Genomic DNA, 21,986 nt, shown 5'->3' on the forward strand with positions numbered 1-21,986 from the left:
ACGGCTGCCGCCAGGACCCCGATCAGCGGTGCTTCGTCACCCAGTCGATCGCCAGCCGCACCCGCGTGGAGAGCAGCCGCCGTGACGGGTACACCGCGAAGAGCTGGCGGGGCTCGACCGTGCGCCCCGTGATCGTGAGCTCGACGAGCGCCTCGCCCTGCTGCTCGATCACCTCGCGGGGAGCGCAGACCACGCCGAGCCCCTGCGCGGCGGCGGCGATCGCCACCCGCGGGTCGTTCACGCAAAACTGCGCGCGCGGCCGGACCTCCTCGATGGAGCCGTCCCGCCGGCGAAGGCGCCATGCGGCGCCCGGGTGGCTCAGGACCGCGGGCACGGACCCGAGCGACGCGCGCGCGAGCCGCGAGCGGCCCTCGAGCGCGTCCTGCACGAGGCGCGGCGACGCGGCCAGCGCGTACGGGAGCGACCACATCCGCCGCGCCACGAGGTCGGCGTCCTGAACGGGCCCAGCGCGGAAGGCGAGATCGACGCCCTCCTCGACCAGGGGGACGACCGCGTTCGTGAGCGTGAGCTCCAGCGACAGGCGCGGGTGCCGGGCGGCGAAGGAGAACAGCGCCGGCGCGATCCGCTGCGCGCCCGTCATTACGGGCGCCGTCACCCGGAGCCTGCCCGCGGGCTCGTCCTCCCGATCCGCGGCCCGGTCGAGGACCGAGCCGAGCTCGTCGAGCAGCGGCCCGGCGCGCTCGATCAGCCGCGCGCCCTCGCCGGTGAGGCCGACGCGGCGTGAGGTGCGCTGGAGCAGCCGCACCCCCAGCGCCTCCTCCAGCTGCGCCACCCGGCGGCTCACGGTGCTCGTGGGCACCCCCGTGCGCCGCGCCGCCTCCACGAAGCTCAGGTGGTGAGCGACGGCCGCGAAGAGCCGCACGTCCTCGAGGGAGATCATCCCGCTCATGGGACGGAGCATGCCACAGCATCCCATGGTTTGCCCGAGGCGCGCGCGCTACGCCTCGCTCATGCACCTTGAAGATCAGCATGTCGTCGTCATCGGCGGCTCGTCGGGCATCGGCCTCGGCGTGGCCAGGGCCTGCCTCGAGCGCGGCGCGTCTCTGACCGTCGTGAGCCGCTCGCGCGAGCGCCTCGCGCGCGCCGCGGCCGAGCTCGGGGAGCCGCGCCGGGTGCGCACCTTCGCGGCCGACGCGACGCAGGAGGCCGAGGTGCGGAGTCTGTTCAACGAGCATCCGCCGGCGCGGCATGTGGTGGTGACGGCGGTGGAGGGCCATTACCAGCCGATTCGCGCGCTGGACATCGCCGCGGCGCGGCGCGTGATCGACTCGAAGCTCGTGGCGGCCCTCCACGTCGCCAAGCACGCGCGGATCGAGCCGGGCGGCTCGCTCACGTTCACGGCGGGGATCGCGGCGGAGCGGCCGGGGCCCAGCGGGGCGGTCGTGGCCGCGGTGAACGGGGCGCTCATGGCGCTCGCGCGCGCCCTGGCCGTGGAGCTCGCGCCGGTGCGCGTGAACGCGCTGTCGCCGGGCTGGGTCGACACGCCGGTCTGGGACTCGCTCGCGGGCGGCGCCAAGCAGGAGCGCTTCGCGCAGCACGCGCGCCGCCTCCCGGTCGGGCGCGTCGGCGCGCCCGCGGACATCGCCCACGCCGCGCTCTTCCTCATGGGGAACGGGTTCACCACGGGCGAGGTGCTGCGCGTCGACGGGGGACACCGCCTCGTCTGAGAGCCTGAGCCCGCCCAGGGAGGTGGCCGGATTCGATAGGTGCGGAACGCGAAACCAGGGACGGCAAGCGAGGGAAGCAAGAAAACCGCGGGAAGCGAGGGAGGCGCGCCGCAGCCGCCGCCTGGCCCATCGAACAAGGCATGTTCCCCGAGCTTGCCGCAACGCTTGCCACAACACTTCACCGCGCGATCGCCATGAGACGCGGTTGACAAAAGCCGCGAAGTATGGTTGTGCTACTGCTCTCTAGGAGTGCACCATGTACCCTCGTTCTTTCTTTCTTCTGACCTTCGCAGCGGTAGCCCTGGCGTGCTCTTCGACGCCCGACGAGAGCAGCGGCCCGACCTCCGGGTCCGGCGGCAGCAGCGGGACGCCCGCGAGCAGCAGCGGGACGCCGACGAGCGGCGTTAGCAGCTCGACCGGCGACGATTTCGGGACCATCACGGGGGGCAACGCGAGCGCCGGCGCAGGCGGCGCAGGCGGCAGCGATTGCAAGAGCGTCCTCGATGTCACCTATCGCGACTTCAAGGAGACGCACCCCGACTTCGAGATGGCCAGCTTCAGGGGCGACGAACCCCGTCGCCAGCTCATCGAGCCGACGCTCGACGGCGATCGGAAGCCGGTGTTCCTCGATTCCATCGGCTGCTTCGCGCAGCTGCCGGCCCCGCTCGGCTGCAGGGACGGGGTCGGCAACCAGAAGACCATCACGAGCGAGGAAAGCTTCAACCAGTGGTACCGGGACGTGCCGGGCGTGAACATGACCTTCACCAAGGAGCTCGCGCTCGACGAGTCGCCGCCCGGATCGGGGCAGTACGTGTTCGACAGCGCGGATTTCTTCCCGCTGGCGCCGGAGGAGGGGTTCGGGGTCACCCCGCCCAACAACGGCAAGAGACAGAACTTCCTCTTCACCACCGAGATCCACCTGATGTTCGGCTACGTCGCCCGTCAGAAGTTCACCTTCCGGGGCGACGACGACATCTGGATCTTCATCAACGGCAAGCTCGCGCTCGACCTGGGCAGCATGCACGGGCCCGCGGAGAGCGTCATCGACTTCGATGCCCAGGCCCGGGACCTCGGCATCTCGCCGGGCAACAGCTACTCGATGGACATCTTCCACGCGGAGCGCCACACCGACGGGTCGAACTTCCGCATCGAGACCAACATCTCCTGCTTCGTGCCCGTCGACATCCCGCTGTGACGCCCCCGGGCTCGCGCCGCGCCCTCTCGCAGGCCTGAGCCCGGCATCCCCAACCGCCGGACATCCCCGAGAGCGTGCGGGCGTCGAGGATCGCCGTCACACGTCGAGAGCGATGTTGTTGGGGTTGGCGGCGTCGATCTTGACCGGCACGACGAGGCCCGGCTGCACGCGGGGGATCGCCATCTGATGGATGACCGCGAGGATGGCCGCGCGGTAGGGCGGCGCGTTCGGGCGATACACCTCGAGGTCGACCCGGCACTGCGGCTGGTAGTTGATCATCGTGCCGGTGGGCTGGACGACGAGCACGCGGGCCTGCGCGGGCAGGCCCGTCATGCGGAGGTTGGCCGCCGCCGTCTGGGCCTGGATCATCTCGTTCGCGCCCGCGAGCATCTTGTTCGCGTTCTTCATCATGGGCAGAAAGACGGTGACGAACACCACGGCCATGACGCCCAGCACGACGAGGGTGATCACGATTCCTAAGAGGGGACCGGCGATCGACATGGGAGCCTCCACACGACTGCGTTGAGGGGCCGGCGGTCGGCGGAGCGTAGGGGAGGACCCCGAGCTGCGCGTCGCACCGGCGAGGGAGCGACCGATGCCACGGGGCTCCTCCGCGATCACCAGGGGAGCACGAAAGGGCTCCAGCGACAATCCCGCGGAGCGCGCCGCCCTCGCCGTGGCCGCGGGAGATGTGCGGCGATCGAAAAGGAGGCCAGAGCCACCGAAAGCCCGGCCAATGACGCGCTCCTCGGGCGGTGCCAGGCTCCTCTCCCATGATCGATGACAAGAGGATTGACCGATGACGAACAGCGCTGAACCACTCAACTTCAGCGACGAAGCGCACTGGACCGCCGTGGCGGCCAGCTACGAGCGCTGGGCCGAGCCGTTGACGGCGGGCTTCGCGCGCGCGGCGCTGTCGCTGGCGGGCGGGCTCAGGCAGGGCGAGCGCCTGCTCGACGTCGCCGCAGGGACGGGCGCCCTGGCGCTGGCCGCGGCCGAGGCAGGCGCGCGCGTGCTCGCGACCGACATCTCGCGCGGCATGGCGGCGCGCCTGCGCGAGCGACTGCAGCCCTTCGCCGGGAGCGAGGCGCGGGTGATGGACGGGCAGGCGCTGGACGTGGAGGACGCGACCTTCGATGTGAGCTGCTCCGTGTTCGGCGTCATGATGTTCCCCGACTGGCGCCGCGGCATGGCCGAGCTCGTCCGCGCGACCCGGCCCGGGGGCCGGGTCATCGTGGCGACCTGGTCGAGCCCGGAGGGGGCAGGCCCGGGGCCGCTCTTCCTGCAGGCCTATCGCCGCACCTTCCCGGAGGCGCCGATCCATCCGCCGCCCCAGGGCATGACGGCGCTGTGCTCGCTGGAGGGCCTGAAGGCCGAGATGCTCGGGGCCGGGTGCGGCGAGGTCGCCGTGCACGCGGTCGACGGCGCATGGGGCGGATCTTCGGTGGACCGCGTCATGACGGATCTCGACGAGATCCTGCCCGTCATGCACCTCTACGCCGCGCTGGACGGCGACGGGCGCGCTCGGCTACGCGGACCGCTGCGCGCCGCCATCGAGTCCTTCGCCGAGCCAGGCGGGGCCGTGCGTGTCCCGGTGACGGCGAACATCGCGATCGGCCGTAAACCCCGCTGACCATGGAATGCAGCGCGGCCCGGGCCGCGGGCCGCCGGGATCAGCCGGTCACGTTGTCCCACGCGACGGCGGTCGGCCCGAGGAGCGAGCGCCCGCCGGTCGCGATGACCTCTCGGTACCAGGAGAACGAGTCCTTCGGGATCCGTCGCTGCGTCGCGTAATCGACGTAGACCAGCCCGAAGCGATCCTTGTAGCCCTCGGCCCACTCGAAGTTGTCGAGGAGCGACCAGGCCCAGTACCCGACGACCGGGACGCCCTCCTGGACCGCCCGCGCCAGGCCGAGCAGGTACCGGTGCATGACGTCGATGCGCTTCGGGTCGTGCACCTTGCCGTCGAGGAAGACCTGGTCCCGCGTCGCCAGGCCGTGCTCGGTGATCCCGATGGGCAGCCTGTACCGCTCCCAGAAGTACCTCGATCCCCAGTAGAGCGTGCTGGGGACGATCTGCAGCCAGTCGAGCGTCCCGCGCGGGTAGCCCGGCGGGGAGACGACGCGCTCCGGCCTGCCGTCCTTGCCCTGCCGCCACGTGCCCGCCGAGTACATGTTGAGCCCGAGGTAGTCGATCGGCCGCTTTATCTGGTCGAAGTCGCTGGCGGGGAACTCGGGCATGTCGTCGCCGAAGAGCCGGAGGCCGCTCTCCGGATACCGCCCCTCGAGCACCGGACAGATCCACCAGGCGTTGTTCCAGGGGTTCTTGTCATAGACCGAGAAGATCGCCTCGCGCGCCGCCTCGATGTCCGCCGGATCCTCGGTCGCCGGGCGCTGCACCTGGGTGGCGAGCACGTAGCCGATCTTCGCCGCCGTGGCCGCGGCGCGCAGGGCGTCCACCTGCTTGCCGTGCGCCCGCATCTGGTTGTGGGCGGCGGTCAGGTACTCCCGGTAGGGGAGCTTGAGCCCGGGGGCGAAGACCCCGTTGAGGAGCGCGTTGCCGATGAACGCCTGCGGCTCGTTCTGCGTCACCCACCAGGGCACGCGATCGCCGAGCCGCCGGGCGACGACGGTCGTGTAGTCCGCGAACCAGTCGGCGACGTCGCGCTGGAGGAACCCGCCGCGATCCTGGAGCGCCTGGGGGAAGTCCCAGTGGAAGAGCGTGCACATGGGCACGATGCCGGCGCGGAGGAGCTCGTCGACGAGGCGATCGTAGAAGTCGAGCCCCTTCGGGTTGACCTTGCCCGTGCCGTCCGGGAGGACCCGCGTCCACGAGACGCTGAAGCGGTAGCTCTTGACCCCGAGCTCGGCGAGCAGCCCGACATCTTCCTTGTAACGGTGGTAGTGGTCGCAGGCGACGTCTCCGGTGTGCCCTTCGAAGACCTTCCCAGGGGTCTTCGAGAAGACGTCCCACACGGAGGGCGTCCGGCCATCCTCGCTGGCGGCGCCCTCGATCTGGTAGGCCGCGGTGGCCGTGCCCCACAGGAAGTCCGCGGGAAACGGCGCGGCCGTCGCGTTTGCTCGGCCTGCGCCGGCCGAGGCGGCGGTCACAGGCGGGGGCGCGGAGGAGGGAGAGGCGTTGCTCGCGGAGAGCGACTCGGAAGGATGGAGAGCCATGGAGGCATCATCCACGGCGTGCGCGGGACAGCAATGGGTTCGATGCGCGTCGATGCGGGTCGACGCGGGTCGATGATCGCGCCGGTCGCTTGACGGCCCAGCGCGGCTCGACAACATGGGCGGCATGCTCGCGATCCGACCGAAAGCCGCAGGCGGCCCCGAGGTGATGACGCTGGAGGAGCTCCCCACGCCCGCGCCGGGCCCGGGGGAAGCCGTGGTCCGCGTCGAGGCCGCCGGCGTGAACTTCATCGACATCTACCAGCGGAGCGGCCAGTACAAGCTCGAGCCGCCCATCCCGCTCGGCCTCGAGGGCGCGGGGCGCGTCGAGGCGGTGGGGCCGTCCGTCACCGAGGTGAGGGAAGGGGACGAGGTCGCGTGGACCGGCGGCCCCGGCTCGTACGCGACGCACGTCCGGATCCCGGCCGCGAAGCTCGTCCCCGTGCCCGCGGGCGTCGGCGCGAAGCGCGCCGCGGCCGCGATGCTCCAGGGCATCACGGCGCAGTACCTCGTGCGCTCCACGTTCCCGCTCGGCCCCGGCCACACGTGCCTCATCCACGCGGCCGCGGGCGGGGTCGGCCTGCTCCTGTGCCAGATGGCGAAGCGGCTCGGCGCGCGCGTGATCGGCACCGTCTCGACCGAGGAGAAGGCGGGCCTCGCGCGAGGCGCCGGCGCCGACGAGGTGATCCTGTACACGAAGGCCGATTTCGAGGCCGAGGCGCGCCGGCTCACGGGCGGCGCCGGCGTCCACGTCGTCTACGACGGCGTCGGGAGCGACACGTTCGTGAAGGGCCTGGGCGCGCTCCGCCTGCGCGGCACGATGGTGCTCTTCGGCCAGTCGAGCGGGCCGGTGCCGTCGTTCGACCCGCAGATCCTGAACCAGAAGGGGTCGCTCTACCTCACGCGGCCGAGCCTCGGCCACTACACCGCGACGCGCGAGGAGCTGCTCGAGCGCGCCGCCGACGTGCTCGGCGCGATCGCGCGCGGCGAGCTCACGATCTCGATCGGCGCCACGTACCCCCTCGCCGAGGCGGCGGAGGCGCACCGCGCGCTCGCCGGGCGGGCGACGACGGGGAAGGTGCTGCTCATCCCGTAACGGACGGAATCGTCGCGCGGAGGCGCGATTCGAGGCGCGGAGGATCTGGGGAGTTCGGCCCTGCTGCGGGAGCTCCTTGTCTCTCTGGTTCTCTCAGGCGTGCAGACGTGCGCTGTACGCGAGCAGCCTCCGGCCAATCCGGCCGTTGACCGTGTCGTCTTCGGGCCGGTACGCTCCCGGCGCGGAGGTGCTCATTCCATGGCCGAACGTCCCACGCTTGCTCCCGAGAAGATCTCGGACACGGTGAAGTCGCAGATCGCCGGATTTCATCGGTCCATCGTCGACGAGGTCGCGGCGGCGGTGAGCCGCGATCGGGTGGTCCTCGTCGGGATGGCCCAGAATCCCTTCGTGAAGAAGGCGCGCCAGCTGCTCGACGGAGAGGGCGTGAAATATACCTACCTGGAGTACGGGAGTTACCTCTCCAGGTGGAAGGAGCGGCTCGCCATCAAGCTCTGGGCCGGCTTTCCGACGTTCCCGATGGTGTTCGTCGGCGGGGTCCTCGAAGGCGGCTACGCGGAGCTCGTGAAGCTCCGCGATCAGGGCAAGCTCAAGGGCTAGCCGTGAACATGCGCGCATGAACGCCGGGCACAGCGCGCAGGCCGCCTCGGCCGCGGCGCTTCGCGCGGCGCGACGTGCCGCGCGAAACGCCGCGGTCGACCGGCGGTTCCGTGATATGCGGGAGGTCGCGGCGCGCCCTCGCGGCGGTCGCCGCGCTGAAGACGGCAGCACGGAGGCACCTCGTGACATCGCTCGGGATCCACGGAAGGCGGCGGGATGACGGGGCGAGCGGCGCGGCCCGGCGGCCGGGAGGCGGCGCGCCGTGAGCTCCTACGCCATCAAGCGGCTGCTCTCCATCATCCCCACGCTCTTCCTCGTCGCCACCCTGGTGTTCGTCCTGGTGCGCATCGTGCCGGGCGGCCCGTTCGACCAGGAGCGGGCGGTGCCCGTCGAGGTCCAGCGGCAGCTCGACGCCAAGTACCACCTGAACGATCCGGTGCTGAAGCAGTATGGCGACTGGCTCCTTGCGCTCGTCACCCGAGGCGACCTGGGCCCGACGTTCAAGTACCCGAACCGCACCGTCAACGAGATCATCGCGCTCAGCCTGCCCGTGTCGATGCAGCTCGGGTGCTGGGCGATGCTCTTCGCCCTCGCGACGGGCATCCCGCTCGGCATCATCGGCGCGATCCGCCAGAACACCTGGAAGGACACGGCGGCCATGGGGGTCGCCATGGTCGGCCTCAGCGTGCCGCGGTACGTGCTCGCCCCGCTGCTCATGCTCGTCTTCTCGCTCAAGCTCTACTGGTTCCCGGTGGCGCGCTGGGAGACGTGGCGGCACATGGTGCTGCCGGTCATCTGCGCCGGGCTCCCTGTCGCGGCCTACATCGCCCGGCTGACGCGCGGCGGGATGCTCGAGGTGATCCGCTCGGATTTCATCCGCACCGCCCGCGCCAAGGGGCTCTCGGAGCGCAAGGTCGTCCTGAAGCACGCGCTCCGGGGCGGGCTGCTCCCGGTCGTGAGCTTCCTCGGCCCCGGCTTCAGCGGCCTGCTCGTCGGCTCCCTCGTCGTCGAGAAGATCTTCAACATCCCCGGCATGGGCCGTTACTTCGTCGAGGCGGCCACGAACCGCGACTACAACCTCGTGATGGGGGTCATGCTCGTCTACGGCTTCCTGCTCATGCTCTTCAACGCGATCGTCGACGTGGCGTACGCCTTCATCGACCCGCGGGTGGAGCTGCGCTGACCATGCTCCACGCCGCCCTCCCGCAGCCCGCCGCCCCCGGCGATCCGCCCGCCGCCCCTGGCGGCGCGGGCGGCGCGGCACCAAGCCCGGCCGGCCCGCTGCGGCTCGACGCGCTGGAGCAGGGATCGAGCCTCGGCCGCGACGCGTGGCGGCGGCTCCGAAAGAACCGCGCCGCGGTCGCCTGCGGCGTCGTGCTCATCGCGATGATCCTCGCCTGCATCCTCGTCCCGGAGCTGTCGAGCTACCGGTACGACAAGGCGGATCTCAAGCTCGGCGCGCAGCCCCCGTCGCTCGCCCACTGGATGGGCACCGACTACTTCGGCCGCGATCTGATGGCCCGCGTCTTCTTCGGCGGGCGCATCTCGTTCGCCGTCGGCATCGTCGCGACGCTCGTGAGCTTCGTCATCGGCGTGAGCTGGGGCGGGGTAGCCGGCTACTTCGGCGGCAAGGTCGACGCGATCATGATGCGCATCGTGGACGTGCTCTACACGTTCCCGTTCCTCATCCTCGTCATCCTGCTGATGGTCTTCTTCGCGAACGACCAGACGGTCCTCTACCGCGCCTGGAAGGTCGCGCTCGGCCTCTTCGTCAAGGAGCCGTCGGACCCGAGCTACTTCCCCATCTTCCAGATCGTCGTCGTCTTCGCGGCCCTCGGCGGCATCTCCTGGCTCACCATGGCCCGCATCGTCCGCGGCCAGGTCATCGCGCTGCGCGGCCAGCCGTTCATCGAGTCGGCGCGCTCGATCGGCGTCGGGCACGCCGCGCTGATCTTCCGGCACCTCGTGCCGAACGCGGTGGGCCCGATCATCGTCTACACGACGCTCACCATCCCCGAGGTGATGATGACCGAGGCGTTCCTGAGCTTCCTCGGCCTCGGCACGCAGGAGCCGCTGTCGAGCTGGGGCCTGCTCGCGTCCACCGGCGCCGACGCGATGGACCTCTTCCCCTGGCAGCTCGTCTTCCCGGCGCTGATGCTCGCGCTCACGCTGATCTGCTTCAACTTCCTCGGCGACGGGCTCCGCGACGCCCTGGATCCTCGCATCCGAAAGGACTGAAGGGCGCCGCGCTCCATCTCCGGGACGCGCGCGCCCGCACGGACCATGCTGCTCGAGGTCAAGAACCTGAAGACCCACTTCTTCACAGAGGAGGGGGTGGTCCGCGCGGTCGATGGCATCTCCTTCAGCCTCGATCGCGGCGAGGTCCTCGGCATCGTCGGCGAGTCCGGCTCGGGCAAGAGCGTGACGAGCCTCTCCCTCCTGCGGCTGATCCCCGACCCGCCGGGCAGGATCGTCGGCGGCCAGATCCTGCTCGAGTCCGAGGGCGGCGTCGTCGAGGACCTCGTGGAGGCGAGCGAGGCGCGGATGGAGCGCGTCCGCGGCGACCGGATCGCGATGATCTTCCAGGACCCGATGACGTCGCTGAACCCTTACCTCCGGGTGAGCGAGCAGCTCATCGAGGTGCTGGAGCTCCACCGCCGGATGGGCCGCGCCGAGGCGCGCCGGCGCAGCGTCGAGATGCTGCAGGCGGTCGGGATCCCCGCGGCGGCGTCGCGGATCGACGACTACCCGCACCAGCTCTCGGGCGGGATGCGGCAACGGGTGATGATCGCGATGGCGCTCCTGTGCGACCCCGATCTGCTGATCGCCGACGAGCCGACGACGGCGCTCGACGTCACGATCCAGGCGCAGATCCTGGACCTGATCGGGGAGCGGAAGGAGGCGCTCGGCGCGGCCGTCCTCCTCATCACGCACGACCTCGGCGTCGTGGCGAAGATGGCCGATCGCGTCGCGGTCATGTACGCCGGGCGCATCGTCGAGGAGGGCCCCGTCGGCGCCATCTTCCACGCCGCCCGGCACCCGTACACCATCGGCCTGTCGCGCTCGATCCCGCGGCTCGACGACGCGCGCGGCGGGGACCTGGTGCCCATCCCCGGGATGCCGCCCTCGCTCGCGCGCCTGCCGCCGGGCTGCCCGTTCCACCCGCGCTGCGCGCACGCGATCGCGGCGTGCCGGGAGGAGGCGCCGCCGCCGCGCGTCGTCTCGGGCGAGGGCAACAGGAAGGCGCTGCACGTCGTGCGGTGCCACGTCGAGGACGTCGCAGGACGAGCGCCATGACCACCGCCGCAACCCCTCCGCCGCTGCTCTCGGTACGCGATCTCAAGGTCCACTTCCCGGTGCGTCGCGGCCTGCTTCAGCGGCAGGTCGGCACGGTGCGCGCGGTCGACGGCGTCTCGTTCGACGTCGACCGCGGCGCGACGCTGGGTCTCGTCGGCGAGTCCGGATGCGGCAAGTCGACGACGGGCCGGGGCATCCTCCGCCTCGTCCCGCCCACGTCGGGGAGCGTGAAGATCGACGGCCGGGAGATCCTGACGCTCGAGCCGCGCGCGCTGCGGAAGGCGCGCCGCGAGATGCAGATGATCTTCCAGGACCCGTACGCGAGCCTGAACCCGCGCATGACGGTCCACGACCTCATCGCCGAGCCGCTCTCCACCCACGGCCTCGTCTCGTCGCGCGACGAGGCGCTGCGCGAGGTGGCGCGCCTCATGGAGCTCGTCGGGCTCTCGCCCTCGTACATGCGGCGCTATCCGCACGAGTTCTCCGGCGGCCAGCGGCAGAGGATCGGCATCGCCCGCGCGCTCGCCCTGAAGCCGAAGCTCGTGATCGCGGACGAGCCGGTCAGCGCGCTCGACGTGAGCATCCAGGCCCAGATCGTCAACCTGCTCGCGTCGCTCCAGCGCGAGCTCTCGCTCACGTACGTGTTCGTCGCGCACGACCTCGCCGTGGTCCGCCACCTGTCAAGCGAGATCGCGGTGATGTACCTCGGCCGGATCGTGGAGCGCGCTCGCCCGGACGAGCTCTTCCGTTCACCGCAACATCCGTACACGCAGACCCTGCTGTCGGCGATCCCGATCCCGGATCCCGATGTCGAGCGCACGCGCCGCCGCCTGCCCCTCGTCGGCGAAGTGCCGAGTCCGCTGAACCCGCCGTCAGGGTGCCATTTTCACACACGCTGTCCCTATACGATGGACCGGTGCAGCGCCGAGGCCCCTCCGCTGGAGGAGCGTCGCCCTGGGCACTGGGCCGCCTGCCATCTCACCGAGTTGCCCACGGCACCTACGCATCCGTGATGTGATCCGGCGGCGCGCAATACCCCACATCGGCTGAGCTCGTTGTCCAGACATGACGTGGAATGTCCGATGACAGGATTTTCCTGACCTCTGCGTGCAGTAGCGGGGTTAGGATCCTGGGACCGATGCCGCGAATCTCTGACGCCACGCTTCGCGCCCAGATCCCGACGGCCCTTCTCATCGGCGGCGATCAGGCGTTGCTCCAGCGCTGCCAGACGGCGGCGATGGATGTGGGGATCATCGTCAAGGCGTGCCCGGTATCGATGGCCGCCGCGCTCGCGGAAGAGCGTCGGCCGGTGGTCATCGTGGTCACGTCGTCGACTTACGCGCTCGCTCCCGAGGCGTTCGAGGAGATCGCGCGCGACGTGGTCAGCACGCTCGTGCGGGTCGACGAGGCGATGGTGGAAGACGATCTCGGGGCGCTGCTGGCCACGGCGGCGCGCGAGAGCCGCAAGCAACGCTCGCGGCAGCTGACGCCCGGTCGCTATTCGATGATGCCGGCGGACGAGAGCGCGTCGGTGCCGCGGTCGGAGCGCTTGACCATCGGGGTGATGAAGGCGGACCCGGCGTCGCGGCGCGACCCCGAGGCGACGCCGCTGCCGCGCTCGGGGCCGCGCAGCGCGGGCGCGCAGGAGCTCGCGTACCGCGAGCGCGTGGCGGCTGCCATGGCTGCGCAGCGGCCGGAGCGCTCACGCGCGGAGGCGCCGGGGGAGGCGGCGTACCGCCCGCGCGAGGCGCCGGTGCCGCGCTCGGAGCGCCTGGGGGTCATGGTGGGGCCGCCCTCGTCGCGGGCGCGCCGTGAGCTGCCCGCTCCGACGCCGCTCCCGCCGCCGCCGGCCGCTGGCCCGGTGGTTGCGCGCCGAGACGCGTCCAGGCCGGTGCAGGCATCGCCGGCGGCTGGAGCGTACGTGCGGCGGGATACGCCGCTGGCAGGCTCGCATCCGGCCGAGGCATACGCGCGGCGGGATACGCCGGTGGCTGGCTCGCAGCAGGCCGGGGCGTACGCGCGTCGGGATGCGCCGGCCGCGACGTCTGCACGGCGGGAGGCGTCGGCTCCGCTGCCGCAGCAGGCCGTTCCGAGCTCGCGGCAGCAGGCCGGGGTGGTTCCGCGTCGGGATACGCCGGCGGCGCATGCGCTTCCGCGGCAGGTGCCTCCGTCGCCTGCCGCGCAGCGCGACGCGCAGCCGTGGGAGCAGCGCGACGCGCAGCCGTGGGCGGAGAACATCGGCCTGCAGCCAGGCGCGGCGCCCCCGCAGCGGGAGGCGCTCGCGATGGGCTCGCAGGACGGCGAGGCGCACGGCGGTCATTCCGCGTCGCCGCCGAGCTCCCATCGCGCGCCGCCGAGCTCCCATCGCGCGCCGCCCAGCTCCCATCAAGCGCCGCCGTCCTCTCGCAGAGCGCAGTTCCACGTCGACATCGCTCTCCTGTTCGATGAGCGAGGTCTGCCGCGCGCCGATCCGCAGGCGAAGTGACGCTCGGCCGGGGCGCGCCGGGCGGCTCGTCCGCTGGCGGGGGCGCCGGGCGATCCCTTTGCCGGCGAGGGACCGCGTCCCACGGGTGACCGGCGGCGCGGCGGAGGGTAAGCTTCGCGCGGCCATGACGACAGGGACGAAGCAGGAGTCGATCCACGGAAAGCTCGTTCGCGCGCTCGATCCCGTGCACATCGAGGTGGAGAACGAGAGCCGCATGCACAGCGTGCCGGTGGGCTCGGAGACCCACTTCAAGGTGCTCGTGGTGAGCGAGGCATGCCGGGGCCTGAGCCCGCTCGATCGCCACCGCCGGGTCAACGAGCTGGTGCGCGAGGAGTTCCGCTCCGGGCTGCACGCCCTGACGATCCGCGCGATGACGCCGGACGAGTGGGAGCGGCAGGGGGGCGCGGACTTCCGCTCTCCCCCGTGCCTGGGCGGCTCCAAGGCTGCGCCGGAGCCCGGCGCCAAGTCGGGCTGAGCGGCGAGGCGCGCATGGAGCTCGTCGTCGCCCTCGTCTCGGACCTGCACTTCGGCCCGGAGGCGTCGTTCGGGGGCAAGCTGCGCAAGCTCACGGGCGAGGCGCCCGAGCTGACCCGCGCCTTCGTGAGGCGGATGAACGAGATCACGCGGCCCGATCTCGTCGTGAACCTGGGCGACGACATCGAGGACGAGGGGCCCGAGGCGGACCGGGAGCGCTACGGCGCCTGCATGGCCGCGCTCGGCGGCCTGAAGGCCGAGCTCTTCCACGTCGCCGGCAACCACGACGTGATCCACCTGAGCGAGGCCGAGCTGCTGTCCGCCTGGGGCAGACCCGAGGCGACGCGGCTCCACTACGCCTTCGACCGCGGCGGCTTCCACTTCACGGTCCTTCACACGCGCGAGCGCAAGGATCACGACATCTCGCTCGGGCCAGAGCAGCTCGCCTGGCTCGGCGAGGACCTCGCGGCGTCCCCGCTGCCCAAGATCGTGCTGATGCACCACAGCGCGGCCGATCAGGATCTCCGGGGCAACCGCTGGTTCGAGGGGAGCCCGCACATCTGCCTCGTGCGCGAGCGGCGCGCGATGCGGAAGCTCTTCGAGGAGCACGGCGTGCTCGCCGTCTTCAACGGCCACCTGCACTGGAACCACCTCGACGTGATCCGCGGCATCCCGTACGTGACGCTCCAGAGCCTGATCGAGAACCTCGACGACGACGCGCCGGGCCGCCCCGCCGCGGCGCACGCGGTCGTGCGGCTCGGCCCGAAGCGCATCGTGGTGGAGATCGAGGGCGCGGAGCGGGCGCGGTACCAGTTCGACCGGCGGTAGGGGGCGGAGAGCGCCCGAGCGGGAAATTGAGGTCGGGAATCGGCCGACAGATCCGCTCCATTCCAATGCCCGGTTCCGATCGTCGTTTTCAGGCGTGCGTCGGCTCGAAACGCCAATTGACACCTCATTCGGGGGCGCTTTAGCGTTATTTCGACCGTCATGCGTCGCAACGACTCACGCCTCCGCCCCGCTCTCCTCCTCGCACTCGCCTTGTTCGGCGCCGATTGCGGTGACGATGCCATCTGTTCGCCAGGCGCCCTGTCCGCCTGTTTCCTCGCCGACGGGTCGCTCGGCGCGCAGCAGTGCAACGCGGATGGCACCGCGTTCGGCGCGTGTGCCCCCGTGGCGAGCGGCTCTGGACGAGGGTGCGAACACCTCGGCGAAGCGTGCTGTCCCGCGCTCCCCGAAGAGCTCGTCGCGGGCTGCGACGCCGCCGCGAGCCAGGCGAACGACGCCGCGTGCGACGATTTCCTCGCGAGCGCCAACGCGGTCGATCTCTGCACCGGAGGGCCCGGGGAGGGTGGGGCGCCGGTGGTCCCCTATGGCCCGAGCTGCGCCGGCCTGCTCGACGCGTGCTGCGCGGCGCTGCCGGCGCAGCTCAGGGAAGCGTGCCACGCGACCGGATTCCGGGGCAATGAGCAGCTGTGTCACCGGTTCCTGGAGAGCGACGCCAAGGACAACGGCTTCTGCGCCGACGTCGACCCCGCGGCCGAGAGCTGCGGTTATCTGTCGGAGCGGTGCTGTCCCTCGCTCCCCGAGGGGGCGCGCGAGCGCTGCGCCGCCCTCGCGGGAGAGTCCGACGCGGCGCGGTGCCTCGACTACCTCGGCGGCGCGGCGGACGCGGGCCGCTGTCCGAGGCTCGCCCCGGACGAGCCGTTCAGCGCGGCCCCGTGCGACGCGCTGCTCGATACGTGCTGCGCGACGCTCGAGCCTGAGCTTGCGTACGAGTGCGATCTGGCCGCGATGTCCGGCGTCCATGCCCGCTGCGAGGCGTTCACCGGCTCGATCCGCGCGTTCGGCCTCTGCCTCGGCAGCGACGGCGCGGGGGGCGGCGGCGACGACTGCGGGGACACGTCGAGCGACGTGGACAACTGCGGATTCTGCGGCAACGTCTGCGGCGACCAGCACGCGACGCCCTCGTGCGCGGCCGGCCGGTGCTCGCTCGCGTGCGACCTCGGCCACGCCGACTGCGACGGCGAGCCTGCGAACGGCTGCGAGGCGGATGTCGAGGGCGACGCGGACAACTGCGGGGCCTGCGGCAACACATGCAGCGCGCGCCACGGCGCCGCCACCTGCGTCGCGGGCGCCTGCGAGGTCGCGTGCGACGCCGGGTACGCGGACTGCGACGGCGACGCCTTCACCGGGTGCGAGGTCGCGCTCGCCTCGGACCCGTTCCACTGCGGCGCGTGCGGCAACGACTGCGCGGGCGGCCTCTGCGACGCCGGGGAGTGCGCCCCGGGCGCCACGTCGCTCGCCTCGGGCCTCGCGGTGCCGTCGGCCCTCGTCGTCGACAACAGCGCCCTTTACCTTGTCGGCTTCCAGCACGCCGGCGGCATCGCCGTCCGCGTCGACAAGCTCTCCGGCGGCGCGACGTGCCTCGCCAACGGCGCTCCTCCCGGGGTCGTGGGCTGCAGCGCCGACCGCTTCGAGGACATCGCCCTGCTCGGGGCCGACGCCATCGTCACCGGGTCATCCGGCGTGCTCCGGTACCCCTTGTCCGGCGGCGCCGCGATCCCCCTCACCACCGCGATCCCCGACCCCTGGGCGGTCGTCACCGACGGCAGCGACGTCTGGTTCACCTCGCTCTCTCAGGGCGGGATCTACCGCGTCGACGCCCTCACGAGCGGCCAGCGCGCGCAGGAGATCACCGGCGTGTTCTCCGAGCCCGGGGGCGCGCTCGCGAGCGACGCGGAGCACCTCTACTGGTCCCGGACCGACGGCACCGTCGTGAAGCTCCGCAAGGACGGCACCGAGCGGCGCCAGATCGCGTCCGGACAGGTGGTGGACACGACGAACCTCACGCCCCACACCCTCGCCGTCGACGCCGAACACCTCTTCTGGAGCAGCCCGAACGGGTTCGTGTTCCGGCTCGCCAAGGACGGCGCCGACCTCACGGTGCTCGCCGACGATCAGCCGAACCCCGCCGGGATAGCCGTCGATCCCGGCGACGGCGGCGCCGTCTACTGGGCCAACCGCGTCGGCTCGATCCGCAAGGTCCCGAAGGCGGGCGGCGCCGTGACGACGCTCGCCGTCGGCCAGCTCGACGCGATCGCGATCGCCGTCGACGAGGCGTTCGTCTACTGGGCGACCCGGGCGGGGGACGTCCGCAAGATCGCGAAGTGAGCTGAAGAGCAGCCGGGAGATGCAGCGCATGCATGATCGCGTCGAGGGCAGTCCGTCGCACCGAAGCCCTGTCTCGAGCCGCCTCCGGCGTGCGCCGGCGCTGCGCCTCCTCGGGACGCTCGCCGTGCTGCTCGCCGCCGGGGTGGTGGCGGGCATGGGCTGCGGCCAGGAACCGCCCCCTCCCGCCGTCGCGGCGCCGCCCCTGGGCGCGCAGGCGAACGACGACGCGTGCGCGTGCAGCGGCGGCTTCTATTACAACGGCGAGGCGATCCCGATCGAGGACACCCGGTGTGACAGCTTCGTGTGCGGGCGCGACCTCATCGCCTATCACTGCGTCGACCTCGGCGCGAACGACAACTGGCGCAGCTTCCCGGGGAACAGGTGCGGGGATCTCGCTTGTCCCGGCGCAGGGACCTTCTGCGGCGCGGACGTCGTGAACGGCGAGCCCGCGGCCCTGTACCAGTGCGCGGGCGCGGGGCAGATCCCGCTCGAGTGGACGATCTGCGAGGGGGGCTGCCGCCGCGGGGCGTGCACCGACGCCGCGACGAGCGAGTGCCCGTGCGAGGTCCCGCCCGTCGCCGGCGGCGAGCACATCCCGCGCACCTGTGGGCAACGCGTGTGTTTCCCGACCGGGGCTGGCAGCGACGGGGTGAAGATGGTGTGCACCGCGGACGGGTGGCAGAGCCTGGGGCTCTCGTGCACGCAGCGCGCGGGCACCTGCAACGCCTGCCGCGGGGTGCAGGACAGCTTCGACAACGAGGTCACCACGACCGCGTGCGGCGAGACGATCTGCGGCCTCGGCCACGGCAACCGCAGCGAATGGATCTGCGGAGAAGCGGGGTGGCTCGACCTCAATCGCCCCTGCGAGCCGGGCAAGCCGGAGAAGGAGGGCGCGGAGTTCGGTCGCTGTCCGGAGCAGTTCCAGGACAAGGACGGGAAATGGAAGTCGGTCGAGCAAGGCCAGACCTTCTGCGGTGATCAGGTCTTTCGTAGCCCCTGGAACAACGACCTGGCGCGGAGCTTTGGCGAGCCCTTGATCCAGATCAAGGGAAAGGCGACGCAGCTCTTCGCCTGCCCCGGGCCGGGCGCCCGCCCTGTGCCTTACCGGGACTGCTCAGCGCTCGGCGGCACCGGGGAGTGCAAGACCGTGCGGGAGCTGCCGGCGATGCACTACCACGAGGTCACCGGCGCGCAGCCCCAGGACGGCGCCAGGACGATCCGCGACTGGGACCGCTGCGACGAGGCGTGCCCCACGGTCACCGACGCGGTGTACACGAGGGTGGGGCCGGACGGCAATCGCTTCTGCCGCCATCTGTTCTGCGGTCAACACGGGATCACCGGCCGCGTCGGGACCTTGTACCAGTGCGCCTACGACGATTGGACGTACTGTCCGCCGTCGGCGGAGTCCACGCGCGCCGTCGTGGGCCGTCCGGTGCCCTACGAGGAGTGCTCTGTGGCGTGCATGCCGCTCGACACCAAGAGCCGAAACGACGTGTGTGATGCCACGTCGGATCAGGAGCCGTTCGGGATCCCGGATCCAGCGCCCGAGCCGAGCCCGTCGTCGCGCTGCGACGCCATCCGCGATTACCAGGACAACGAGGTCCCTCCGGCGTCGCGGCGGCGGGGCGCGAGCGTCTGCGGCCGCGGCGGGCAGGTGTTCGAGTGCCGCGATCGGCAGCTCTACCGCCCCGACGGCTGGCACGCCACGGGGATCTCGTGCGGCACCGCGTGCGGGATCTGCGGCCCGGATCCGTACGGGGCCCAGAGCTCGTTCTGCAGATCGATCACGGAGTTCTTCGGCAACACGTGCAGCGACATCACCGCCGAACCGGAGGCGATCCTGTGCAACAACAGCGATGACGTCCTCCTGAACGACCCTGCCTACTGCGGCCACAACCCCGGCCTGCACGCCGCGGGTGACCCATGGATGCTCTACACGTGCAAGGCGTATTGCGAGCGCGAGGAGGGCGCGGCGACGCGCTGGGTACCGTGCGAGGGGCGCGAAGGCGACGGCCAGAACGGGCGAGAGAGGACGCGGGTCTACCGCTTCGATCACGCGACCTACTGCCCGATGGGGTGCAAGGTCAACGAGAGGGTGAACGACGCGTGCATCGCGCCCACGGGGAACCTCCAGTTCCCGTTCCCCGACCACAAGATGATCCAGAACATAGGCCACAAGCCGGGCTGGAATGAGGGCCGGCACCTCGGCGAGGACATCGGCAAGGCGAGCGGCCGGACGGAGGGCACCTACGTCTTCCCGATCGCCCCTGGCAAGCTCCTCCGGGCGGGCATCAACTGCTCGCAGTACCTCGGCATCGCGCTCGTCGAGCACCGCTTCAAGGAGAACGGCGAGGAGAAGCGGTTCTGCTCCTTCTACGGGCACCTCGACGTGGATGAGCTGGCGATGACCCTCGTGGGACAGGACATCGGCACCGACACGCCGCTCGGGAAGATCGCCTATTGGGACGACATCCCGAGACAACACAACCTCTATTGCGACACCAAGTGGACGGAGTGCCCGGCGGAGGACAGCTTCCCCTGCGATCCGGGCAATTCGCACCTGCACTACGCGGTGCTCTCCCACGCCGAGTGCGCGCGCTTCGACGACGGGGGCGGCGCGCCGCCCGGGTACGATGAGTGCAACACCGCATCGACGGTCGGGTACCTCGACACGGAGACGCGGATCGAGTCCTATACCGCGCTCGACGGGACCTGCACGATCCCCATCTCGAGCCCCGACGGATACATCTCCCCGGAGTGGTTCGTGACCTCTCGTCTACATTGATCCACCGCCCGCGCCAGCGTCGAGCGCCGGGCGGGGAGGCGTCCTCGGCTTGACCGGCGCCTCGCGCGGGCAGGCGCGCGACGTCAGGCGGAGGTCGGCGGGAGCGGCATCACGCACTCCACGAAATAGCGCAGGATGTCCTGCGGGGTGATGATCCCGACGAGGCGCCCCTCGCGCACCACCGGCAGATGGTGGATCCGGTTCGCGCGCAGCAGGGTCATCACCTCGTCCGTGGGCATGAACTCGTCCACGCAGATGGGCGGGGTGCTCATCACGTCTGCAGCCGTCATGCCTGCGTACTCCTTGCGCAGGAGCACGCCCAGGAGATCCGTCTCGCTGACGAACCCGACGATGTGGTGCCCCCCGTCGATGACCGGCGCGCCGCTCAGGTGATGGTTGGCGAACAGCTGCAACATGTCGGTGACCGGCGTGCCCTGCTCCAAAGCGATAACGCGCTCGGTCATCAGATTGCGCGCGTGGCCCTTCATGGTCCGGGGCATGTAATGATCAACACGCAGCGACGTCAAGGGCGCCGATGCACCGCGCCGAGCAGCCCGTCCAGCCGCCGTCCTTCCGCAACGCCCCCGCCCCAACGTCCCCGCCCCCAACGCCCTCCGTCGCGCGACCGCTGCGGACGGCCGGGGGCGCAACGCACCGGCCGGCTCGGCCGACCTCGGCGCCCCCTGCCGGCCGCCCCGGCGGCCAGCGGGCCCGCCGGGGGAGCTCAGGGAGTCGACGGCGGGACCTGGGAGGCGCAGGCCCAGGCCGTCGTCCGCTCGGATGGATCGCTCCCGCCGAGCGCCTTTCCGGGCGCCTCCCGGCGAGGAGGTTGGCTGTCAGCGACAGGCCATCGTGTCGCCACCATCGCACTTCGACCGCACCCCATCGCTCCTCCGTCCCCGGTGCCAGCATCGCTGTCCATGATGCCTTGGACAGAGCAGGAGTCTCGCGCCAACAGCGCCAACAGAGCGATCGCGCCGCGACACAAAAAAAGAGATCATTGCGTGCGCGTCGGTCTTTGCCCGGCGGGGTATCAGTGACATCTTTCCATTTGTCTCTGTAGCGGAGATGGCCCGATCGGCCGCTCCGACTCGTGGGCTTCTTCGCGGCTCGTGCATCTGAACAAGATCACGCACCGGTGTTCGATGCGCGCACCCCTTGGCCCGCGCCTCGGCGCCGGTCGTTTCGGGAGCTCGTGGGCCATGCGCTCATGGGCATCCCAGGGGGGCGTTATCCATGGAGCATTCGCCGAAGCTAGCTGCACTCCTCCTGGCCATCGCCGCGCTCTTCGCGAGCGCGTGCGCGGTGGCGCTCGATCCGGACGCTCCGGCCGAGGACGCCGGGGACGCCGCGTCCCAGGCCGCCCAGACGGCGAACGCGCTCACGTCGAACGCGCTCACGTCGAACGCGCTCACGTCGAACGCGCTGGCGTCGAAGGCGCTGACGTCGAACGCGCTCACGGCCGAGGCGCTCTCGGGCCACCCGCTCACGGCCGAGGCGCTCCGCGACCCGGCCGCGCGCACCCTGCTGAAGTACGTCGCGGGCTGCGCGCTGCCCGCGGGTGAAGGCTTCACCGTCGCCGTGGACGGGGACGAGTTCTCCTTCCCAGGGGAGCTCGGCCTCGCGGCGAGCTGGGGCGAGGAGGGCGGCGCCTGCGACGAAGCGTGCCGGTCCTGGGTCAGCGGCTGCGTCCTCGCCCGCGTCAATTACCTCGGGCACAAGGTGAACATCTCCGTCCGCGGAGATCGCGAGGAGCTCCAGGCCGACAAGGTCGAGCGCGCGGCCTATCCGAGGCGCGAGGCCACCTACTACGGCAACGTCTTCGCGCCGCAGCGCCGCTACCACGCGTGCCTCCCCCCCGAGCCGTCGTCGCTCGCGCGCGCCTGCGGGCCCTCGCTCGAGACGTGCGCGATCCAGGTCGCCGGCTCGTGCGACAGCCTGTGCGACGAGCCGAACAGCGACGGAAGCTTCTCGAACTGCCGCGGCAAGATCCGCAGCAGCTCGGGCAAGCTCATCGTCGAGAGGACGCCGAACCCCGGCTCGGTCACCGTGTTCCTGCGCTGA

The 21,986-nt window shown here is 71.3% G+C and carries 19 protein-coding genes; 15 read left to right on the forward strand and 4 right to left on the reverse strand.

Features of this window, described 5'->3' with window-relative positions:
* Positions 1 to 22: 22 nt before the first annotated feature.
* Positions 23 to 910, reverse strand: coding sequence for a LysR family transcriptional regulator (locus WMF39_RS19260; protein WP_437746951.1), 888 nt, complete (start codon positions 908 to 910; stop codon positions 23 to 25).
* Positions 911 to 971: 61 nt separating this feature from the next.
* On the opposite strand from WMF39_RS19260, the gene WMF39_RS19265 reads away from it, so the two are divergent.
* Entirely contained in the window at positions 972 to 1,688 is a 717-nt protein-coding gene (locus WMF39_RS19265) for an SDR family oxidoreductase (RefSeq protein ID WP_437746952.1), read from the forward strand.
* 256 nt (positions 1,689 to 1,944) lie between these two features.
* Positions 1,945 to 2,883, forward strand: a complete 939-nt coding sequence (locus tag WMF39_RS19270) for a fibro-slime domain-containing protein (protein ID WP_437746953.1) — start codon at positions 1,945 to 1,947, stop codon at positions 2,881 to 2,883.
* A 96-nt stretch (positions 2,884 to 2,979) separates the two neighbouring features.
* On the opposite strand, the gene WMF39_RS19275 is transcribed toward WMF39_RS19270, so the two are convergent.
* Positions 2,980 to 3,384, reverse strand: a complete 405-nt coding sequence (locus tag WMF39_RS19275) for a hypothetical protein (RefSeq protein WP_437553661.1) — start codon at positions 3,382 to 3,384, stop codon at positions 2,980 to 2,982.
* Between the two features lie 298 nt (positions 3,385 to 3,682).
* Here WMF39_RS19275 and WMF39_RS19280 point away from each other — a divergent pair, with 298 nt between their 5' ends.
* On the forward strand, positions 3,683 to 4,516 hold the full coding sequence (locus WMF39_RS19280) for a class I SAM-dependent methyltransferase (RefSeq protein WP_437746954.1): 834 nt from the start codon (positions 3,683 to 3,685) through the stop codon (positions 4,514 to 4,516).
* 40 nt (positions 4,517 to 4,556) lie between these two features.
* Here WMF39_RS19280 and WMF39_RS19285 read toward each other — a convergent pair whose 3' ends face one another.
* Positions 4,557 to 6,059 carry a GH1 family beta-glucosidase gene (locus WMF39_RS19285; protein WP_437746955.1) on the reverse strand — a complete coding sequence of 501 codons (1,503 nt, stop codon included), beginning with the start codon at positions 6,057 to 6,059 and terminating at the stop codon, positions 4,557 to 4,559.
* Between the two features lie 124 nt (positions 6,060 to 6,183).
* Between WMF39_RS19285 and WMF39_RS19290 the strand changes: the two genes are divergently transcribed.
* The 11 genes from WMF39_RS19290 to WMF39_RS19340 all read left to right on the forward strand — a co-directional run bounded on the left by WMF39_RS19290 (position 6,184) and on the right by WMF39_RS19340 (position 19,922).
* Complete coding sequence (locus WMF39_RS19290) at positions 6,184 to 7,152, forward strand: quinone oxidoreductase family protein (protein WP_437746956.1); 969 nt, start codon at positions 6,184 to 6,186, stop codon at positions 7,150 to 7,152.
* Positions 7,153 to 7,350: 198 nt separating this feature from the next.
* Positions 7,351 to 7,710, forward strand: coding sequence for a glutaredoxin (locus WMF39_RS19295; protein ID WP_437746957.1), 360 nt, complete (start codon positions 7,351 to 7,353; stop codon positions 7,708 to 7,710).
* A gap of 262 nt (positions 7,711 to 7,972) precedes the next feature.
* A complete protein-coding gene (locus tag WMF39_RS19300) occupies positions 7,973 to 8,893 on the forward strand; it encodes an ABC transporter permease (RefSeq protein WP_012236088.1) in 921 nt (306 codons plus the stop codon).
* Between the two features lie 2 nt (positions 8,894 to 8,895).
* Positions 8,896 to 9,948, forward strand: a complete 1,053-nt coding sequence (locus tag WMF39_RS19305) for an ABC transporter permease (protein WP_437553674.1) — start codon at positions 8,896 to 8,898, stop codon at positions 9,946 to 9,948.
* Between the two features lie 45 nt (positions 9,949 to 9,993).
* Positions 9,994 to 11,007, forward strand: a complete 1,014-nt coding sequence (locus tag WMF39_RS19310; RefSeq protein ID WP_437746958.1) for an ABC transporter ATP-binding protein — start codon at positions 9,994 to 9,996, stop codon at positions 11,005 to 11,007.
* Positions 11,004 to 12,020, forward strand: a complete 1,017-nt coding sequence (locus WMF39_RS19315) for an ABC transporter ATP-binding protein (RefSeq protein ID WP_437746959.1) — start codon at positions 11,004 to 11,006, stop codon at positions 12,018 to 12,020. Before WMF39_RS19310 ends, WMF39_RS19315 begins: the two co-directional genes overlap by 4 nt.
* Before the next feature lie 125 nt (positions 12,021 to 12,145).
* The gene (locus WMF39_RS19320) at positions 12,146 to 13,492 is read left to right on the forward strand and encodes a hypothetical protein (protein ID WP_437746960.1); all 1,347 of its coding nucleotides are present in this window, start codon (positions 12,146 to 12,148) and stop codon (positions 13,490 to 13,492) included.
* Between the two features lie 124 nt (positions 13,493 to 13,616).
* The gene (locus tag WMF39_RS19325) at positions 13,617 to 13,967 is read left to right on the forward strand and encodes a BolA family protein (RefSeq protein WP_437746961.1); all 351 of its coding nucleotides are present in this window, start codon (positions 13,617 to 13,619) and stop codon (positions 13,965 to 13,967) included.
* A gap of 14 nt (positions 13,968 to 13,981) precedes the next feature.
* Positions 13,982 to 14,794, forward strand: a complete 813-nt coding sequence (locus tag WMF39_RS19330) for a metallophosphoesterase family protein (protein WP_437746962.1) — start codon at positions 13,982 to 13,984, stop codon at positions 14,792 to 14,794.
* Between the two features lie 159 nt (positions 14,795 to 14,953).
* Positions 14,954 to 17,137 (forward strand): hypothetical protein, encoded by a 2,184-nt coding sequence (locus WMF39_RS19335; RefSeq protein ID WP_437746963.1) that lies wholly within the window; start codon positions 14,954 to 14,956, stop codon positions 17,135 to 17,137.
* Positions 17,138 to 17,156: 19 nt separating this feature from the next.
* A complete protein-coding gene (locus tag WMF39_RS19340; protein ID WP_437746964.1) occupies positions 17,157 to 19,922 on the forward strand; it encodes a hypothetical protein in 2,766 nt (921 codons plus the stop codon).
* A gap of 83 nt (positions 19,923 to 20,005) precedes the next feature.
* On the opposite strand, the gene WMF39_RS19345 is transcribed toward WMF39_RS19340, so the two are convergent.
* Positions 20,006 to 20,422, reverse strand: a complete 417-nt coding sequence (locus tag WMF39_RS19345; RefSeq protein ID WP_437746965.1) for a CBS domain-containing protein — start codon at positions 20,420 to 20,422, stop codon at positions 20,006 to 20,008.
* A gap of 736 nt (positions 20,423 to 21,158) precedes the next feature.
* Here WMF39_RS19345 and WMF39_RS19350 point away from each other — a divergent pair.
* Positions 21,159 to 21,986: a hypothetical protein gene (locus tag WMF39_RS19350; protein ID WP_437746966.1), complete on the forward strand. Its 828-nt coding sequence runs from the start codon at positions 21,159 to 21,161 to the stop codon at positions 21,984 to 21,986.

Source organism: Sorangium sp. So ce1504 (assembly GCF_051521635.1).
GTDB classification, from domain to species: Bacteria; Myxococcota_A; Polyangia; order Polyangiales; family Polyangiaceae; genus Sorangium; species Sorangium cellulosum_B.

Bases quoted from the DNA above. Each gene is read 5' to 3' on its own strand.
- WMF39_RS19315 (WP_437746959.1), top strand. From the start codon at position 11,004: ATGACCACCGCCGCAACCCCTCCGCCGCTGCTCTCGGTACGCGATCTC.
- WMF39_RS19340 (WP_437746964.1), top strand. From the start codon at position 17,157: ATGCAGCGCATGCATGATCGCGTCGAGGGCAGTCCGTCGCACCGAAGC.
- WMF39_RS19280 (WP_437746954.1), top strand. From the start codon at position 3,683: ATGACGAACAGCGCTGAACCACTCAACTTCAGCGACGAAGCGCACTGG.
- WMF39_RS19265 (WP_437746952.1), top strand. From the start codon at position 972: ATGCACCTTGAAGATCAGCATGTCGTCGTCATCGGCGGCTCGTCGGGC.
- WMF39_RS19310 (WP_437746958.1), top strand. From the start codon at position 9,994: ATGCTGCTCGAGGTCAAGAACCTGAAGACCCACTTCTTCACAGAGGAG.
- WMF39_RS19260 (WP_437746951.1), bottom strand. From the start codon at position 910: ATGAGCGGGATGATCTCCCTCGAGGACGTGCGGCTCTTCGCGGCCGTC.
- WMF39_RS19290 (WP_437746956.1), top strand. From the start codon at position 6,184: ATGCTCGCGATCCGACCGAAAGCCGCAGGCGGCCCCGAGGTGATGACG.
- WMF39_RS19270 (WP_437746953.1), top strand. From the start codon at position 1,945: ATGTACCCTCGTTCTTTCTTTCTTCTGACCTTCGCAGCGGTAGCCCTG.
- WMF39_RS19320 (WP_437746960.1), top strand. From the start codon at position 12,146: ATGCCGCGAATCTCTGACGCCACGCTTCGCGCCCAGATCCCGACGGCC.
- WMF39_RS19295 (WP_437746957.1), top strand. From the start codon at position 7,351: ATGGCCGAACGTCCCACGCTTGCTCCCGAGAAGATCTCGGACACGGTG.
- WMF39_RS19285 (WP_437746955.1), bottom strand. From the start codon at position 6,059: ATGGCTCTCCATCCTTCCGAGTCGCTCTCCGCGAGCAACGCCTCTCCC.
- WMF39_RS19345 (WP_437746965.1), bottom strand. From the start codon at position 20,422: ATGCCCCGGACCATGAAGGGCCACGCGCGCAATCTGATGACCGAGCGC.
- WMF39_RS19335 (WP_437746963.1), top strand. From the start codon at position 14,954: ATGCGTCGCAACGACTCACGCCTCCGCCCCGCTCTCCTCCTCGCACTC.
- WMF39_RS19325 (WP_437746961.1), top strand. From the start codon at position 13,617: ATGACGACAGGGACGAAGCAGGAGTCGATCCACGGAAAGCTCGTTCGC.
- WMF39_RS19275 (WP_437553661.1), bottom strand. From the start codon at position 3,384: ATGTCGATCGCCGGTCCCCTCTTAGGAATCGTGATCACCCTCGTCGTG.
- WMF39_RS19330 (WP_437746962.1), top strand. From the start codon at position 13,982: ATGGAGCTCGTCGTCGCCCTCGTCTCGGACCTGCACTTCGGCCCGGAG.
- WMF39_RS19350 (WP_437746966.1), top strand. From the start codon at position 21,159: ATGGAGCATTCGCCGAAGCTAGCTGCACTCCTCCTGGCCATCGCCGCG.
- WMF39_RS19305 (WP_437553674.1), top strand. From the start codon at position 8,896: ATGCTCCACGCCGCCCTCCCGCAGCCCGCCGCCCCCGGCGATCCGCCC.